At 65.1% G+C, this 16,216-nt stretch carries 15 protein-coding genes and 1 tRNA gene; 6 read left to right on the forward strand and 10 right to left on the reverse strand.

Annotated features, from left to right (window positions below; translation table 11 throughout):
• The first annotated feature begins 29 nt into the window (after positions 1-29).
• Complete coding sequence (locus tag ACW2Q0_RS14855; protein ID WP_457190555.1) at positions 30-728, forward strand: ABC transporter permease; 699 nt, start codon at positions 30-32, stop codon at positions 726-728.
• A gap of 170 nt (positions 729-898) precedes the next feature.
• Here the strand turns inward: ACW2Q0_RS14855 and ACW2Q0_RS14860 are convergent, their stop codons facing one another.
• Positions 899-1,636 carry a GNAT family N-acetyltransferase gene (locus tag ACW2Q0_RS14860; protein ID WP_457190337.1) on the reverse strand — a complete coding sequence of 246 codons (738 nt, stop codon included), beginning with the start codon at positions 1,634-1,636 and terminating at the stop codon, positions 899-901.
• Positions 1,637-1,986: 350 nt separating this feature from the next.
• On the opposite strand from ACW2Q0_RS14860, the gene ACW2Q0_RS14865 reads away from it, so the two are divergent.
• The 4 genes from ACW2Q0_RS14865 to fabG all read left to right on the forward strand — a co-directional run bounded on the left by ACW2Q0_RS14865 (position 1,987) and on the right by fabG (position 6,394).
• Positions 1,987-3,210: an LLM class flavin-dependent oxidoreductase gene (locus ACW2Q0_RS14865; RefSeq protein WP_457190339.1), complete on the forward strand. Its 1,224-nt coding sequence runs from the start codon at positions 1,987-1,989 to the stop codon at positions 3,208-3,210.
• On the forward strand, positions 3,207-4,562 hold the full coding sequence (locus tag ACW2Q0_RS14870) for an NtaA/DmoA family FMN-dependent monooxygenase (protein WP_457190341.1): 1,356 nt from the start codon (positions 3,207-3,209) through the stop codon (positions 4,560-4,562). The genes ACW2Q0_RS14865 and ACW2Q0_RS14870 overlap by 4 nt, the downstream gene beginning before the upstream one ends.
• 424 nt (positions 4,563-4,986) lie before the next feature.
• Complete coding sequence (locus ACW2Q0_RS14875) at positions 4,987-5,565, forward strand: TetR/AcrR family transcriptional regulator (RefSeq protein WP_457190343.1); 579 nt, start codon at positions 4,987-4,989, stop codon at positions 5,563-5,565.
• A gap of 67 nt (positions 5,566-5,632) precedes the next feature.
• Positions 5,633-6,394, forward strand: a complete 762-nt coding sequence (gene fabG / locus ACW2Q0_RS14880) for a 3-oxoacyl-ACP reductase FabG (protein WP_457190345.1) — start codon at positions 5,633-5,635, stop codon at positions 6,392-6,394.
• A gap of 23 nt (positions 6,395-6,417) precedes the next feature.
• Here the strand turns inward: fabG and ACW2Q0_RS14885 are convergent, their stop codons facing one another.
• From ACW2Q0_RS14885 to ACW2Q0_RS14925, 9 genes are all read right to left on the reverse strand, one after another.
• Positions 6,418-7,647, reverse strand: coding sequence for an acyl-CoA dehydrogenase family protein (locus tag ACW2Q0_RS14885; RefSeq protein WP_457190347.1), 1,230 nt, complete (start codon positions 7,645-7,647; stop codon positions 6,418-6,420).
• Entirely contained in the window at positions 7,539-7,970 is a 432-nt protein-coding gene (locus ACW2Q0_RS14890; protein ID WP_457190349.1) for an SDR family NAD(P)-dependent oxidoreductase, read from the reverse strand. The genes ACW2Q0_RS14885 and ACW2Q0_RS14890 overlap by 109 nt, the downstream gene beginning before the upstream one ends.
• Positions 7,970-8,101 (reverse strand): hypothetical protein, encoded by a 132-nt coding sequence (locus ACW2Q0_RS14895; RefSeq protein ID WP_457190351.1) that lies wholly within the window; start codon positions 8,099-8,101, stop codon positions 7,970-7,972. Before ACW2Q0_RS14895 ends, ACW2Q0_RS14890 begins: the two co-directional genes overlap by 1 nt.
• Before the next feature lie 363 nt (positions 8,102-8,464).
• The gene (locus ACW2Q0_RS14900) at positions 8,465-9,940 is read right to left on the reverse strand and encodes a glyceraldehyde-3-phosphate dehydrogenase (RefSeq protein ID WP_457190353.1); all 1,476 of its coding nucleotides are present in this window, start codon (positions 9,938-9,940) and stop codon (positions 8,465-8,467) included.
• A 141-nt stretch (positions 9,941-10,081) separates the two neighbouring features.
• Positions 10,082-10,852, reverse strand: a complete 771-nt coding sequence (locus tag ACW2Q0_RS14905; protein WP_457190355.1) for a glycerophosphodiester phosphodiesterase — start codon at positions 10,850-10,852, stop codon at positions 10,082-10,084.
• Positions 10,853-11,306: 454 nt separating this feature from the next.
• Positions 11,307-11,378, reverse strand: a tRNA-Val gene (locus tag ACW2Q0_RS14910).
• 32 nt (positions 11,379-11,410) lie between these two features.
• The gene (locus tag ACW2Q0_RS14915) at positions 11,411-11,890 is read right to left on the reverse strand and encodes a peroxiredoxin (protein ID WP_457190357.1); all 480 of its coding nucleotides are present in this window, start codon (positions 11,888-11,890) and stop codon (positions 11,411-11,413) included.
• Positions 11,891-11,961: 71 nt separating this feature from the next.
• The gene (locus tag ACW2Q0_RS14920; protein WP_364390159.1) at positions 11,962-12,384 is read right to left on the reverse strand and encodes a DUF3052 domain-containing protein; all 423 of its coding nucleotides are present in this window, start codon (positions 12,382-12,384) and stop codon (positions 11,962-11,964) included.
• A gap of 158 nt (positions 12,385-12,542) precedes the next feature.
• Positions 12,543-13,100 (reverse strand): hypothetical protein, encoded by a 558-nt coding sequence (locus tag ACW2Q0_RS14925; protein ID WP_457190360.1) that lies wholly within the window; start codon positions 13,098-13,100, stop codon positions 12,543-12,545.
• A 215-nt stretch (positions 13,101-13,315) separates the two neighbouring features.
• Here ACW2Q0_RS14925 and aceE point away from each other — a divergent pair, with 215 nt between their 5' ends.
• Complete coding sequence (gene aceE / locus ACW2Q0_RS14930) at positions 13,316-16,216, forward strand: pyruvate dehydrogenase (acetyl-transferring), homodimeric type (RefSeq protein WP_457190362.1); 2,901 nt, start codon at positions 13,316-13,318, stop codon at positions 16,214-16,216.

Consider the following 16,216-nt stretch of genomic DNA (forward strand, 5'->3'; position numbering starts at 1 on the left):
TCGGTCTGGTCGTGCCGGTGCTACTGCTCCTGCTGTGGCAAGGGGTGACGTCGGCCGGGCTGTATTCGTCGAGCCAGCTCGCGCCGCCCGCGCAAGTGCTTGCCGCACTGCGGGAGTTGTTGCGGCGGGATGAATTATGGAGTCATCTGGCGATCAGCATCCAGCGCGTGCTGCTCGGATTCGCCAGTGGCGCGCTCATCGCACTGGTGCTCGGTGCGGTGGTCGGGCTGTTCGATATAGCCCGCGTCCTACTGGCGCCGACCGTCGGATTGTTCCGTACGGTGCCCTCGCTGGCGTGGGTGCCGCTGCTGTTGTTGTGGCTCGGTATCGGTGAGGAACCCAAGATCGTGCTGGTGGCCATCGGTGCGTTCTTCCCGATCTATACGACAACGGCATCGGCACTGGCACAGGTCGATCCGCACCTGACCGAACTCGGCCGGGCCTATGGACTGCGCCCGGCCGCGCTGTTGCGCACGATCCAGTTGCCCGCGGTGGCACCCGCGGTCGTCAACGGCCTGCGACTCGGTCTGGCGAATGGCTGGCTGTTCCTGGTCGCGGCCGAACTGATCGCCTCGTCGAAAGGACTCGGATTCCTGCTGATCGACAGCCAGAACAGCGGCCGCGCCGACATCATGCTGCTGGCGATTGTGCTGCTGGCTGCGCTGGGCAAGATCAGCGACACCGTATTCGCCATCGCGGAAACGAAATTGATCGACAGCCGGTTCTGATCCGCCCAGAACGCGTAGGACCCGACTCGGCCGCACACTACGAGTGATGTTCCGTCTCGGGGTGGGCGCGCGGATGCGTTCGACGATGTCCGCGAGAATCTGGCACTGCCTGCGCTACCCGCGCGCTGAATGCGTGGTCGACGCCGAACATCGCCGCGCGCTGTAGGTGGTCAGTTCGGCGTCGACGCGGAGCCGGTGGACGATGGCGCCTGCACGACCGTCAACAGCGAACGCTTGCGCAGCGTGAATCCCAGCGTCTCGTACAAACTGATCGCTGTCGCGTTGTGGGCGACGGCGTGCAGGAACGGTGTCTCGCCGCGAGCCCGGATCCGCGCGCCGACCGCGCGGGTAAGCCGGGAGGCGAAGCCACGGCCGCGGAATTCCGCGTCGGTGCATACCGCGCTGATCTCGGTCCAGCCCGGCGGGTGCAGGCGCTCGCCCGCCATCGCCACCAGCTTGCCGTCCACCCGAATCCCCAGATAGGTGCCCATTTCAATGGTTCGAGGCGCATACGGACCGGGTTCGGTGCGGGCGATCAGTTCGAGAATCTCCGGCACATTCACGGCGGTGAGTACCTCCAGTTCCGGATCGTGGGCAACGCGTAGTGCGGTGCCGTCCATTTGCACCGAACCGAATTCGTTCAACACAGTCCACCCATCCGGCGGTACGTGGCCCTCGCCGCGTAGTGCGGTGCTACCGCCCGGTCCGAGCAGGGTGGCGAGATCGGCCCAGTCCTGCTTGTCCAATACCGGGGGATGGCCGATGAACCTGGCGACATCCGGGTCGTAGCGGCCGATACGGCCCACCCACTTGGCGAAGCGGCGGTGCACGCCGCGCAGCGATGCCCGCACCGGATCGTCGAGCGGGTGCAGTCGGGTATTGATGTCGATGGTCGACTCGGTGGTCATCGCGCACTCCTCCGCAACAGGTCCGACGGAGAACGTTAGCGTGGCGCACGAGTATCGGCACCGGTTGTGCTCAGCCGAATTTCTATCCGATGGATTCCACCCGCTCGCAACGTATTTCCCAGCGCTCGAGCTGATCTCAACCGTTGACGCCACCCGGAGCGGGCGCGATCACGCCACCTGTCCGCCACCACGATTATCGCGTGGCCAGGCGAAATGCGGACTGCGCGGAGTCATGAGCGGCAGCGCGGCCACCGGTCGGCGGCACCGACGACCAACGCTCGAGTGCGGCTCGCCGTGGTCGCGCGCGTTGGGAGGACATGACATTCGCTCATGCACAGGAACGGGAGACGATGGCACCGAAACAACTACATGTCGGCGTCGCGCTCGATGGAGCGGGCTGGCATCCGGCAGCATGGCGGGAGCCGAACTCCCGACCCGACGAACTGTTCAGTCCCAGCTACTGGACGGATCTGGTCGCCACCGCCGAGCGCGGACTGCTCGATTTCGTGAGCATCGAGGACACCCTGCGGATTCCGGGTACGCCGCACGAGCCGTCCGATGACGCCGTGGACCAGGTTCGGGCCAGGATCGATGCCAATCTGATCGCCGCGCGGGTCGCGCCGGTCACTCGGCACATCGGACTCATTCCGACCGTGACGGTCACCCATACCGAACCGTTCCACGTCTCCACAGCGATCGCCACCCTCGACTACACTTCACGCGGCCGGGCGGGCTGGCAGGTGCGGATTTCCGGCAGCGCCGAGGAGGCCGCGCACTTCGGCCGACGCGAAGTGCGCAAACTTACCGCCGCCGAGATCGCGGAAGCTGTTGCGTCGGGCGCGTTTCCGAGTCAACTGCACGATCTGTTCGAGGAGGCGGCCGATGCGGTCGAGGTGGCACGACGGCTGTGGGACAGCTGGGAGGACGATGCGGAAATCCGCGATGTGGCCACCCGCCGCTTCATCGATCGCGACAAACTGCACTACATCGATTTCGAGGGCCGCTTCTTCGACGTCCGCGGGCCGTCCATCACACCGCGTCCGCCCCAGGGCCAGCCGGTAGTCGCGGCGCTGGCACACGGTCCGCTGATCTACGAATTCGCGGTTCGCTCAGTGGATCTGGCCTTTGTGACGCCGAGTCGTGAGGCGGGGCCCGGCGCGATTGTGGAGCAGATCGCGGCTGCCGCGGCGCGCGTCGATCGCGCCGGCGAACCGCTGCGGGTCTATGCCGATATCGTGGTGTTCCTCGATACCGACGAAGCGACCGGTCCGCAGCGGCTAGCGCGGTTGAACGAGCTCGCCGGTGCCGAATTCATTTCGGATGCAGGAATTTTCGCGGGTAGCGTCGACGAACTCGCCGAACTGCTCACCGAATGGAGCGAGCGGGGGATCGACGGCTTCCGGTTGCGGCCGGGTGTCGCGCTCGACGATCTGCGCGCCATCGCCGACCGCCTCGTTCCCGTCCTGCAACGCCGCGGTGTGTTCCGCACCGGCTATCCGGATGGTTCGCTGCGCGCACTGCTCGGCTTGCCCACCGACGTTCCCAACCGCTACGCGACTGCGAGGTCAGCATGAGTACTCCACGTAAGCAGGTCATCCTGGGCGCCTACCTCGGCGGCGTCAACCACCACACCGCCTGGTGGCATCCCGAGGCGGGCAGCCAGATCGATTTCAGCAGTTTCGAACACACCGCGCGCACCGCCGAACGTGGCAAATTCGACTTCTTCTTCCTCGCCGAAGGTCTCATCCTGCGCGAACGGGCGGGCAAGATCTTCGATCAGGACATCATCGGCCGCCCCGATACCTTCACCGTGCTCGCCTCGATCGCCGCGGTCACCGAACATCTCGGGCTGGCCGGCACGATCAACGCCACCTTCAACGAGCCCTATGAGCTGGCCCGCCAGTTCGCGAGCCTGGACCACCTGTCCGGCGGTCGTGCCGCCTGGAATGTGGTGACCTCCTTCGACGCCTTCACCGGCCAGAACTTCCGCCGCGGCGGCTTCCTCGATCCGGCCGATCGCTATGTGCGGGCCGAGGAGACGCTGAATGCCGTTCGCGCCCTGTGGGATTCGTGGGACGCCGCCGATATCGTCGCCGATAAGGAATCCGGCCGGTTCCTGGCCCGCCCGGATGCCGGGGCATTCGCCTTCCACGGCAACGAATTCGACATCTCCGGGCGGTTCACCGTACCGCGCAGCCCGCAGGGGCGGCCGGTGATCCTGCAGGCCGGTGTCTCACCGCAGGGCCGTGCCTTCGCCGCTGCCAATGCCGATGCCATCTTCTCCCCATACGGCAAGCTGCCGGAGGCGGCGGACTTCTACCGCGATATCAAGGCGCGCGCGGTCGCGGCGGGACGTGCGGCCGATGACATCAAGATCCTGCCGTCGGCGAGTTTCGTACTCGGCGATACCGAGGCCGAGGCGATCGAGAAGTTCCACGCCGTGCGCGACGAGCAGGTCACCGGACAGACCGCGTTGATTCTGCTGGAACAGATCTGGAACCGCGATCTATCGGGCTACGACCCAGAAGGCCCGGTACCCGATATCGATCCGGATCCCGATGCGCCACCGATCATCCAGGGGCGCGCCTTCCTCCATCAGGACCGTTTCGCCACGGTCGAGCGCCTGCGCCAGGTGGCCGAGGCGAAGAAGCTCAGCCTGCGCGAGGTGGTGATCGATCAGTTCGAACGCGGGCCCTTGGTCGGCACTCCCGCCCAGGTCGCCGAACAGATCGACACCTTCGTCCACAATGATGGCTCCGACGGCTTCATCCTCGGTTCGCACCTGGTGCCGTGGGGTATCGATGAATTCGTCGACAAGGTGGTGCCATTACTGCAGGACCGCGGTGTATTGCGCACCGAGTACAGCGGGACCACGCTGCGCGACAACCTCGGTCTGCCGAATATCCGGGCTGCGGTATCGGCCTGAATTCGATTGCCGCCCTGGGAATTCCGGATAGCTCCGAGCCGAGGGCGGCGCGCAGGCGCCGGACGAGCCAGCTCCATCTGGATGGTCTGCGCAGTGTGGAAGTCGCGTGCGAACGATATCGCGGTGGACAGTGCCGAGGCCCACGACGCCGCCCGGCGGGATCGCCAGGTGCGCCCGGCGCGAGTACGAGCAAGGGCAGATTTCGTTCGGCGGCCGCCGCCGGTGCGGCCTGCTGCGCGTCGTGCCAGGCGACGACGATCCGTGGATCTTGTGCCGATCCGCGTTGACTGCGGGGTCCCGGGAGCCGCGTGCGCTGTTACGATCCACCACGTCAGCGAGCCGGACGATAGCGAGTGAGGCAGTGAACGCCCAGGAAGCCACCGAGGACCCGCCCGGTCGGGTGCCCCCGCGGAGTAAGCGTGGCATGCGCACCAGGTCCGCGCTGGTGGCCGCGGCGCGCGAGGTGTTCGAACGCGACGGTTTCCTCGATGCCAGGATCAGTGACATTTCCAAGGCCGCCGGGGTCGCTTCCGGATCTTTCTACACCTATTTCGACAGTAAGGAAGAGATCTTCACCGCGGTCGTCGAGCAGGTGCGCGAGGAAATGCTGCACCCGCACGTCCGCGCGCGGGTCGGCATCGACGACCCGCGCGAGCTGATCGCTGCCGCCAATCGCGAGTATCTGCTCACGTATCGGCGCAATGCGCGGCTGATGGCTGTGCTGGAGCAAGTGTCGAAGATCGATGAGAAGTTTCGGGTGCTGCGCTTGGAGCGCGCCGTGGCATTCGTCGAGCGCAATGCCGAGATGATCCGGAATCTGCAGGATCGGGGTCTGGCCGACGCCGAGTTGGATCCCGAGGCCACGTCCCTGGCCTTGTCGAGCATGGTGAGCCGGATGGCGTACTTCGTCTTCGTCGAGGGTCGCGACGTCTCCTTCGAGAAACTGGTGAAAACGCTGAATCAGTTGTGGTTCAACGCTCTTCAGCTGAAAGCAGCCGACTGAGCGAGCGCCGGCCGGTTGATCTTCGAACCATGAACGGTGCCAATCGAATTCGACAAGGAGAACCGTAATGAGCAGTCGGACAACCCGTAGCGCCATCGTGACCGGTGCCGCGCGCGGCATCGGCGCGGCCACCGCCAAGCGGCTGGCCGCGGACGGATTCGCGGTCGCCGTCCTAGATCTCGACGAGGCTGGCTGCGAAACCGTTGTCGCTGCGATCGAATCGGCGGGTGGCCGGGCACTCGCCGTGGGCGCGAATGTCGCCGACGAAAAGGCCGTCGCCGCGGCCGTCGAGCGGGTCGCCACCGAACTGGGCGCACCGACCGTCCTGGTGAACAATGCCGGCATCATCCGCGACAACTTGCTTTACAAGATGTCCGTCGACGACTGGGACGCGGTCATGGGCGTGCACCTGCGCGGATCCTTCCTGATGAGCCGCGCGGCCCAGCAGTACATGACCGAGGCGAAATGGGGGCGCATCATCAATCTGTCCAGCACTTCGGCGCTCGGCAATCGTGGTCAGGCCAATTACGCCGCGGCCAAGGCCGGATTGCAGGGCTTCACCAAGACGCTCGCGATCGAACTCGGCAAGTTCGGCGTGACCGTGAATGCCATCGCGCCGGGATTCATCGAAACCGAGATGACCGCCGCCACCGCCGAGCGCATGGGTGTTTCGTTCGAGGACTTCAGCAAGACCCTGGTCGCGCAGATTCCGGTGGGACGCGTCGGCAAGCCCGAGGATATCGCGCATACGGTGTCGTTCTTCGTCAGCGAGGGCGCGTCGTATATCACCGGACAAGTGCTCTATGTCGCCGGTGCGCCGACGGTCTGAGGTGCGAATGTGACGGTATGCACCTATGCGCCGCCGCCGACGGTGGCCCGGAACTTACCGAGTTCGGCGCGTGCGATGGCCCGTTTGTGTACTTCGTCCGGTCCATCGACCAGACGCAATGTCCGCAGGTGCGCGTACATGCTGGCGAGTGGGAAGTCGTCGGTGACGCCGGCACCGCCGTGCACCTGGATCGCCCGGTCCACGATCCGCAGCGCCATCTCCGGTGCGGCGATCTTGATCGCGGCGATCTCGGTCCGGGCCGCCTTATTGCCGACGGTATCCATCATCCAGGCGGCCTTGAGCGTGAGCAGTCGCGCCTGCTCGATATCGATGCGGGCCTCGGCGATCCAGTCCTGGATATTGGCGCGCTCACTCAGCTTCTGCCCGAAGGTGGTTCGCGATTCGGCGCGGGCGCACATCAGCTCCAGCGCGCGTTCGGCCATACCGATGGCACGCATGCAGTGGTGAATGCGGCCCGGGCCGAGCCGGGCCTGGCTGATGGCGAAACCCTCACCCTCGCCCTTCAATACATCGGTGATGGGAACCCGCACGTCGGTGAAATCGATCTCGGCGTGGCCCTCGCGGTCGGCGTAGCCGAAGATCGGCAGATTGCGCATGACCGTGACACCGGGTGCGTCGATGGGGACGACCATCATCGACTGCTGGCGGTGCGTCGGCGCGTCCGGATCGGTTTTGCCCATGACGATGAGCACCTTGCAGTTCTTGTGTAATGCGTTGGAGGCGAACCACTTCCGGCCATTGAGCACATAATGGTCGCCGTCGCGCACCATGTGCAGCTGGATATTGGTGGCGTCGGAGCTGGCGACGGCGGGCTCGGTCATGGCGAATGCGGAACGGATGGTGCCGTTCAGCAGCGGTTCCAGCCAGCGCTGCTTGTGCTGCCGGGTGCCGAAGAGGGTGAGCACCTCCATATTGCCGGTGTCGGGTGCCGAACAATTGCAGGCCTCCGGTGCCAGCTGCGCACTGCGGCCCATGATCTCGGCCAGCGGGGCGTATTCCAGATTGGTCAGGCCCGGACCCCATTCGGGATGCGGATGGAAAAGGTTCCACAGGCCGCGGCCGCGAGCCTCGGCCTTGAGGTCCTCGACGATCTGCGGATGGTGGTGCGGATCGCCGGCGGCCGTCATCTGCTTCTCGTACTCCGACTCGGCCGGGTACACGCATTCGTCCATGAAGGCGCGCAGATCGTGTTGGTATTTCTGGGTGCGTTCGGACGTGGTGAACAGGTCCATCGAGACTCCGATCGTCGGTGCGAGCTGTCGAAAGCGACTGCGCCGCAAGATAGGTGTATCAGCTCGGGGTTCGTAGCAGTGTGCTGCTGTCCGGATCGGTCGATGAGCTTGCGGAGATCGGATTCGGATGCGGCGTCCGCGGCCTGTCCGGAGACTGCGCCGGGAAATGCCTCGGCCAGTTGACGTGCGGTTGCCGCGAGCCGGTCCGCGTCGCGATCGGTGATCAGGACCCGGGCTCCGTGTTCGAGCATGCGTTGCGCGATGGCCGCACCGATGCCGCCCGCGGCGCCGGTGACAATCGCGACCGTGTTCGCCACGCGCATCAGTTCTCCTCGGCATTCAGCCGGATCAGCATCTTGCCGGTATTGGCACCGCGCAGCAGGCCGAGGAAGGCATCGACCGTGTTGTCGATCCCGGTGGTCCGGGCCACCAGATGTACCTCTCGGCTCTTCACGACCAGAAACCTCCATGCTCATGCGCGCTGGCCGGGTCCCGCGCCGGGGCGCGAGCCGCCGGATGGCTCAGAGGGTAGTTGAAGTTGACGTCGGATTCAATCTTTGTTCGGCGCCGACGTCGATCCCGCGGGTCGGCTCGTCGAGGATCAGCAAATCGGTTCGGTGAAGATCTATTGGTCGAGTACGACCTTTTGCTGGTTTCCGCCGGAGAGGTTGCCCACCTTCCGGAAAACCGTCGGTGTCTTCACCGTCAGTCGGGTGCGCAGACGCTCGGCTTCGTAGGCGCGAGGTCGGCAAATCTCCGCCGCGCAACCCGACGCCGCGGCCGCATCGGGTTGACGCCGAGCGTGTGGCCGTGCGGATTACCGGGCGGCGGCCACGGGAACGTCCGCGCGGTCCGGTGCGCCCAGTTGCGGATAGGTCGGGTACTCGATGCCCGAGATGTACTGCACCGTCCGCACCACCTGGCACGAATAGCCGAATTCGTTGTCGTACCAGAGGTACAGGATCGCGGTGTCGCCGTCGACGATGGTGGCATTGGCGTCGACGATGGACGCCGCGCGGGATCCGATGAAATCGCTCGAGACCACATCAGTGGCCGCGGTGTAGTCGAGGTTGCGGCTCAGCGGTCCGGACAGCGATACGCGGCGCAGGTACTCGAGCACTTCGCTCGTGGTGACCTCCCGCTCGAGCTGCAGGTTCAGGATCGCGACCGAGACGTCCGGGGTAGGAACGCGAATCGAGTTACCGGTGATTTTGGCCTTGAAGTCCGGCATCGCCTTCGCGACCGCGGATGCGGCGCCGGTTTCGGTGAGCACGAGATTGAACGGTGCGGATCGACCACGACGGTCGGCCTTGTGGAAGTTGTCCAGCAAATTCTGGTCGTTGGTGAACGAATGCACCGTCTCGACATGACCGCGCACAATGCCGAACTCGTCATCCATCGCCTTGAGCGGCGGCACGATCGCATTGGTCGTACATGAAGCGCACGAGTAGATCTGCTCGGACAGATCCAGGTCGCGGTGGTTGACGCCGTGCACGATATTCGGTACGTCACCCTTGCCGGGCGCGGTGAGCACAACCTTCGCGATGCCAGGACGCAAATGCTGCGACAGGCCGTTACGGTCACGCCACTTACCGGTGTTGTCGATCAGGATCGCCTCGTTGATCCCGAACTCGGTGTAGTCGATCGTCGTCGGATCATCGCTGTAGATGAACTTGATGACGTTGCCGTTCGCGATAATCGTGTCGTTCTCGGCGTCGACCTTGATCGTTCCATTGAACTGTCCGTGCACCGAATCCCGCCGCAGCAGCGACGCCCGCTTGGCCAGATCACCCTCACCGCCCTTGCGCACCACCACGGCCCGCAGGGTCAGCCCGTTGCCGGAACCGACCTTCTCGATGAGCAGCCGAGCGACCAGCCGGCCGATCCGCCCGAAGCCGTACAGCACCACGTCGCGCGGCCCTTGCGGCTCGGCCTTGTTGCCGTCGGTGACATCGGCCAGGACCGCGGCGGTGAACTCGGGGATCGACAGCCCGCGATCGTCGGTGCGATAGGCCATCACCAACCGGCCGAGGTCGATCTTGCATGCCCCCAGATCCAGCGCGCTGAGCACTTCGAGGAACGGCAGCGTCTGCTCGACCGACAGCTCCTCACCCTCGATCTGCCGCGCGAACCGATGTGTCCGCAGAATGCTGATCACCGATTTATTCACCAGCGACCGACTGTGCAGGAGGATGGTCACCCCCTTCTCGCGATACAGCCTGCCGATGATCGGAATCATCGCTTCCGCCGAAGCCTCGTGAGCGTTCCAGCGGTCAAGATGGTCGGTAGTCAACAAAAACCCCTCGGCGTTTCCTCGATCGGTACGGCCATTGATGCTATCGAGGGCCGCGTCAGCACAAGAATCGGCTCCCCTCTTGTGCGGTCGACGCGGCAGCGGGCGGAAACGTTGGAGATCGGCCTCAGGTGGTGGGTGCTACGCCGGGGTCCACTGCCCGCGTTGCGCGAGTATTTCGCGCAATACCGTCGGCCGATCGGTCATGATGCCGTCGATGCCGATATCCAGGAGCCCACGAATCTCCGCCTCGGCGTTGACGGTCCAGGCATGCACCGTGATGCCGCGCCGGTGGGCGGCGCCGATCAGCCGGGCGTTCACGAACGCAAGTCCACCAAGCCGCGCGGGCAGTTGCGCACAGGGCGCAACCAGCCGTCCAGCCGGCCAGCGCAGCGACGACGCGCTCAACCGCATCGCTGCAACCGGCCCCATCGAGGTGCAGAGCTGTTCGCCCAGCGCCGCTCGCGCCCGAATCTGGCGACGCTCACGAAACGATCCGATACAGACTCGATGGATGGCGCCGCAGCGGCGGATCACGTCGATCAGGGGCGCGACGGCGGCATCGCTTTTGGGATCGATGTTCACCCGCAGCTGCGGCCAGGTCCCCAGGAGTTCTTCCAACAGCGGGATCGGCTCGCCTCCCGCGACCCGCGCACGGGCGACATACGCCCACGGCAGCCGCTCGATCGTTCCGTGCGAGTCGGTGACACCGTCGAGATCGCGATTGTGGAATACGACCAGCCTTCCGTCTCGTGTCGCGTGTACATCGGTCTCCACATAGCGATAGCCCGAATCCACCGCGGCCTCGAACGCGAGCATCGTGTTCTCAGGTGCCTGAGTGGCGTCGCCGCGATGCGCGAAGGCGATGGGCGTCGGCCAGTCGAGGAACGCGTATCCCGACGCTGGTCCCATCCTCATATTCTTCCAAAACGCCATGGCCCGCTACCCGATCAGCCATTGCTACACGGTGCTGCACTTCGCATGGCTCTGAATACGGGCACGCTGGAAGTGCTTCGAAAATCCGAATCAGGGGATGCGCAGCACGCGCGGCCGGCGCGACATCCGAGAGAGGGCGGCGGCCTCGGGCCGGTCTCCGTATTCCAGGCCCACGCACGCGGTGAACTCAGCCCGTGCACGAGCCGGTCGGGGTCTCAGGATTCCTGTGCCAGTTCCATTATTCCGATCGGATGCGCAGAAGTAGGGGCGCCGGTTCGTCACCCACCGACTTCGATACAGAGCGGCTACATCGACTCGGGCCTGCAGCAGGGGCGAAGATAGCCGCAGGCGCCTGACCACATTTGCTCCATGGCACGGGTGTAGGGAGGGCTGCGCGAGCAACTACGCCTCTGACTGCTTGCTACGTCTGTGGGCGCAGAGGGGTTCGAACCCCCGACCGCTGGTGTGTAAAACCAGAGCTCTACCACTGAGCTATACGCCCGGGATCCGTCGGCGGGTAACCGACGGGCCGGTCTAGGACTCTAGCGCGGCGAGCGCTTTCTCCCAAGCCGCCTGGTCACGGGGCTCTCCGGGGCCGTTCATTTCGGAGAAGCGGATGATGCCGGCGCGGTCTACGACGAAAGTGCCGCGGTTGGCGTAGCCGGATTTCTCGTTGAAGACGCCGTAGGACTGGGCAACGGCGCCGTGCGGCCAGAAGTCGGACAGCAGCGGGAAGATGTAGCCCTGCTCGGCGGCCCAGATCTTGTGAGTGGGTGGCGGGCCGACCGAGATGGCCAGGATTTCCGCATCATCGTTCTGGAACTTGGGCAACTCGTCGCGGACCTTGCACAACTCGCCCTGGCAGACCCCGGTGAAGGCGAGGGGATAGAACACGAGCAGCACGTTCTTCTTGCCGCGGTAGTCCGCGAGCGTGACGTCCTGGTTGTTCTGATCCTTGAGCGTGAAATCCGGCGCGAGCGTGCCGACTTCCAGCGGGCCAACCTTGACTGGCATCACTGATCCTCCATCGTGTCGGGCTACACCGGGCGGTGGTGCACCGCCCGGCGAAACCATAGCGAAAGCGGTCAGCGCTGCTTCGAGGGTGCCTTGGGCTGCACGAGGCGGCTGCCCGACCAGGCACCGAGGCTGATCGCCGAGGTTTGCGTCAGACCCGCGGTGGGTGCCGCTTCGGCGATATCGCTCGGATCGACATGACCAGGTTGTCCGGTCTTGGGGGTGAGAACCCAGATGAAGCCTTCGTCGGCCAGCGGACTGATGATCTCCATCAGCTCATCCGCCAGATCGCCGTCGCCTTCTCGCCACCACAGCAGGACGGCGTCGACAACCTCGTCGGAGTCTTCGTCGACCATTTCCCCACCGCTGGCCTCTTCGACATCGGCCCGCAGGTCGTCGTCGGTGTCCTCATCCCAGCCCAGCTCCTGGACAACCATGCCGTGTGTAATGCCAAGCTTCTGAGCGTAATTCTGCGCGTCCGCCGCGGCGACCACGGTGGTGTCCTCCTCAACTCCAGACAATAGGTAGTTGCAAGCGAACATGGTTATCGCCTCGAGCGCAAGCTGATCGGACGAAATACCCATGGAATGTCGCGTGACAATCTCGTGTCGTAGGCTGATTTTCGCCACTCATCCCGGTTCGTGGGACGAATTCACCGTTTCGGGCAGGCGTCCTTGACCGCGTTGCGCGCGTCGTTGACCCGCTTGCTCGCATCGTTGAGCGCGCCGACGGGGGCGGTGTAGGTCATCTTGCGAGTCTCCGCGGCGAGCTGGCGGGCGGCGGCGACGTATTCGGCGAACTTCGCCTGCAGGTCCGCGGGCAGTGCGCCGTTGGCGTTGTTCACTCCGCTCTCGACCTTGGTCGCGGCGTCCTCGAGGGTTTTGGCGGCGGTATCGCGCTTGGCGTTGTAGTCCGCGGCGTTCGCATCGTGGGCGTCTACGAATTCGTTGTACTTCGAAACGCCGACACCCGTAGTCGTGGGGAATTGATTACAGTTGTCGCTGATCGCCTGCGCCTGGGCCGCGGCCTTGCGCGAGGAGGTCGCCGCCGCGGAGGACGAGGCGGCCGCGGTCTTGTAGGCAGCTAGCTCCGACGGATTCGGATTGGCAACGCCGTCAACGTGTTTCGCGCATCCGGCGATGGTAAGGCCGACCACGACCGCCACTGCCGCGCATACCGCTCCGAACCCGCGTGGGTCCAGCACCTTCATCGTCCTCCGTGCCTCTCTGTGTCACCGGCGGTCCCCGACTCACGTTCCCTGCGGAACCGTACTGCAGATGCCCCTGACATGATGACCTGGGCCACAACTTCCGCAAGGATGGAGGTGCGCCCGAACCTTTCGTAAAACGGGTGGTCCGCCAATCAAGTGTGCCGCCCGGGGAACAGACGCCCATCAGCTTGTCCACCCCTGTACGAGGAGCAGATTTGACCGACCTGATCCACTCTTCCGCGCCAGTGAAATCCGCTGGCACCGACTCCGCGCCGCGGGATCCGAACGGATCGAACGTTCCGCCCACGGGCGGGCGGGTGCGGGTTATCCGCGAAGGGGTGGCGTCCTATCTACCGGACATCGACCCGGAGGAAACCTCCGAATGGCTCGAATCGTTCGATGACATGCTCGACCGGGAAGGACCGGGCCGCGCGCGTTACCTCATGCTCCGGCTGTTGGAACGTGCCGGTGAGCGTAGAGTCGCCATTCCATCCCTGACCTCCACCGACTACGTCAACACCATCCCCACCGAGAACGAGCCGTGGTTCCCCGGCGACGAAGAGGTGGAGCGTCGCTTCCGGGCCTGGATCCGCTGGAACGCGGCGATCATGGTGCACCGGGCGCAGCGTCCCGGCATCGGTGTCGGCGGCCATATCTCGACCTACGCCTCCTCGGCGGCGCTCTACGAGGTCGGCTTCAACCACTTCTTCCGCGGTAAGGACCATCCCGGCGGCGGCGATTCGATCTTCATCCAGGGGCACGCCTCGCCGGGCATCTACGCCCGTGCCTTCCTCGAGGGCAGACTGTCGGCCGATCGGATGGACGGCTTCCGGCAGGAGTACAGCCACGGCGGTCCGGGCCACGGCCTGCCGTCGTACCCGCATCCGCGGTTGATGAACGACTTCTGGGAGTTCCCGACGGTGTCGATGGGCCTGGGCCCGATGAATGCCATCTACCAGGCGCGGTTCAACCACTACCTGCACGACCGTGGCATCAAGGACACCTCCGATCAGCACGTCTGGGCCTTCCTCGGCGATGGCGAGATGGACGAACCGGAGTCGCGCGGCCTGATCCAGGTGGCGGCGAACGAGGGGCTGGACAACCTCACCTTCGTGATCAACTGCAACCTGCAGCGCCTCGACGGCCCGGTGCGCGGTAACGGCAAGATCATCCAGGAGCTCGAGTCGTTTTTCCGCGGCGCGGGCTGGAATGTCATCAAGGTCATCTGGGGCCGGGAGTGGGACGCGCTGCTCGGCGCCGATCGCGACGGCGCGCTGGTGAACCTTATGAACACAACTCCTGACGGCGATTACCAGACCTATAAGGCTAATGACGGCGCCTACGTCCGCGACCACTTCTTCGGCCGTGACCCACGCACCAAGGCCCTGGTCCAGGATCTTTCGGACCAGGAGATCTGGAACCTCAAGCGCGGTGGTCACGACTACCGCAAGGTCTATGCCGCGTATGCGGCCGCGATGGCGCACAAGGGTCAGCCGACGGTGATCTTGGCCAAGACCATCAAGGGCTACACCCTCGGCAAGCATTTCGAGGGCCGCAATGCCACGCACCAGATGAAGAAGCTGACTCTGCAGGACCTCAAGGACTTCCGTGACCTGCAGCGGATTCCGATCTCCGATGCCGAACTGGAGAAGGATCCGTACCTGCCCCCGTACTACCACCCGGGCATGCAGGCGCGCGAAATCCAGTACATGCTCGATCGGCGCAAGGCGCTCGGCGGCTTCCTGCCCGAACGACGCACCACGGCAAAGCCGCTGCAACTGCCCGGGGACGAGGCGTACAAGTCGGTGCGCAAGGGTTCCGGCAAGCAGAACGTGGCCACCACCATGGCTCTGGTTCGGCTCATGAAGGAGCTGCTGCGGGATAAGGAGATCGGCAAGCGGATCGTGCCGATCATTCCGGACGAGGCCCGTACCTTCGGTATGGACTCGTGGTTCCCTTCGTTGAAGATCTACAACCGTAACGGGCAGTTGTACACCTCCGTCGATGCGGAATTGATGCTTGCCTACAAAGAGAGTGCTGTCGGGCAGATTCTGCACGAGGGCATCAACGAGGCCGGATCGACCGCATCGTTCACCGCGGCGGGCACCTCGTACGCCACCCACGGCGAGCCGATGATCCCGCTGTACATCTTCTACTCGATGTTCGGATTCCAGCGCACCGGCGATGGATTGTGGGCGGCGGCGGACCAGTTGGCCCGCGGCTTCGTACTCGGCGCAACAGCCGGGCGAACCACGCTGACCGGTGAGGGGCTGCAGCACAACGACGGCCACTCGCTGCTGCTGGCATCCACCAACCCGGCGGTGGTCACCTACGACCCGGCGTTCTCCTTCGAGATCGCGCACATCGTGCGCGATGGTCTGCGTCGGATGTACGGCGGCGGCACCCGGGAGCCCGGTCCCGGCGCGCTGCCCGGCACGCATCCGCACGGATCGGCGGGCGGCTTCGGCGGCGAGGACATCTTCTACTACATCACCCTCTACAACGAGCCGTATGTGCAGCCCGCCGAGCCCGACGATCTCGATATCGCCGGACTGCTCGAGGGCATCTATATGTACAAGCGCGGCGGCGAGGGCACGGTGCGCGCCCAGATCCTGGTCTCGGGCGTCACGGTGCCCGACGGTGTGCGCGCCCAGGCGCTGCTCGCCGAGCGGTGGGGTGTGCAGGCCGATGTGTGGTCGGTGACCTCGTGGGGTGAGCTCCGCAAGGAGGCACTCGACAAGGAGGTCGCCCAGCTGCGTGATCCGGGCACCGATGCGGGTGTCCCGTACGTCACCCAGGCGCTGGCGCGGGTCGAGGGTCCGTATATTGCCGCGACGGACTGGATGCGTGCGGTGCCGGATCAGGTGCGCAAGTGGGTGCCCGGCGACTTCACCACACTCGGCACGGACGGTTTCGGTTTCTCCGATACCCGCCCCGCCGCGCGTCGGGTCTACAACGTCGACGCGCAGTCGATCGTGGTCGCGGCCTTGGCCGCACTCGGCCGGACCGGCAAGATCGATCCGGCCAAGGCTGTCGAGGCGGCGGCCGAATACCGCATCGACGATGTCGGCGCCGCGCCGAAGTCGGCTCCCGGCACCGAAGATGAACTCGCATAG

The organism is Nocardia citri (genome assembly GCF_054065835.1).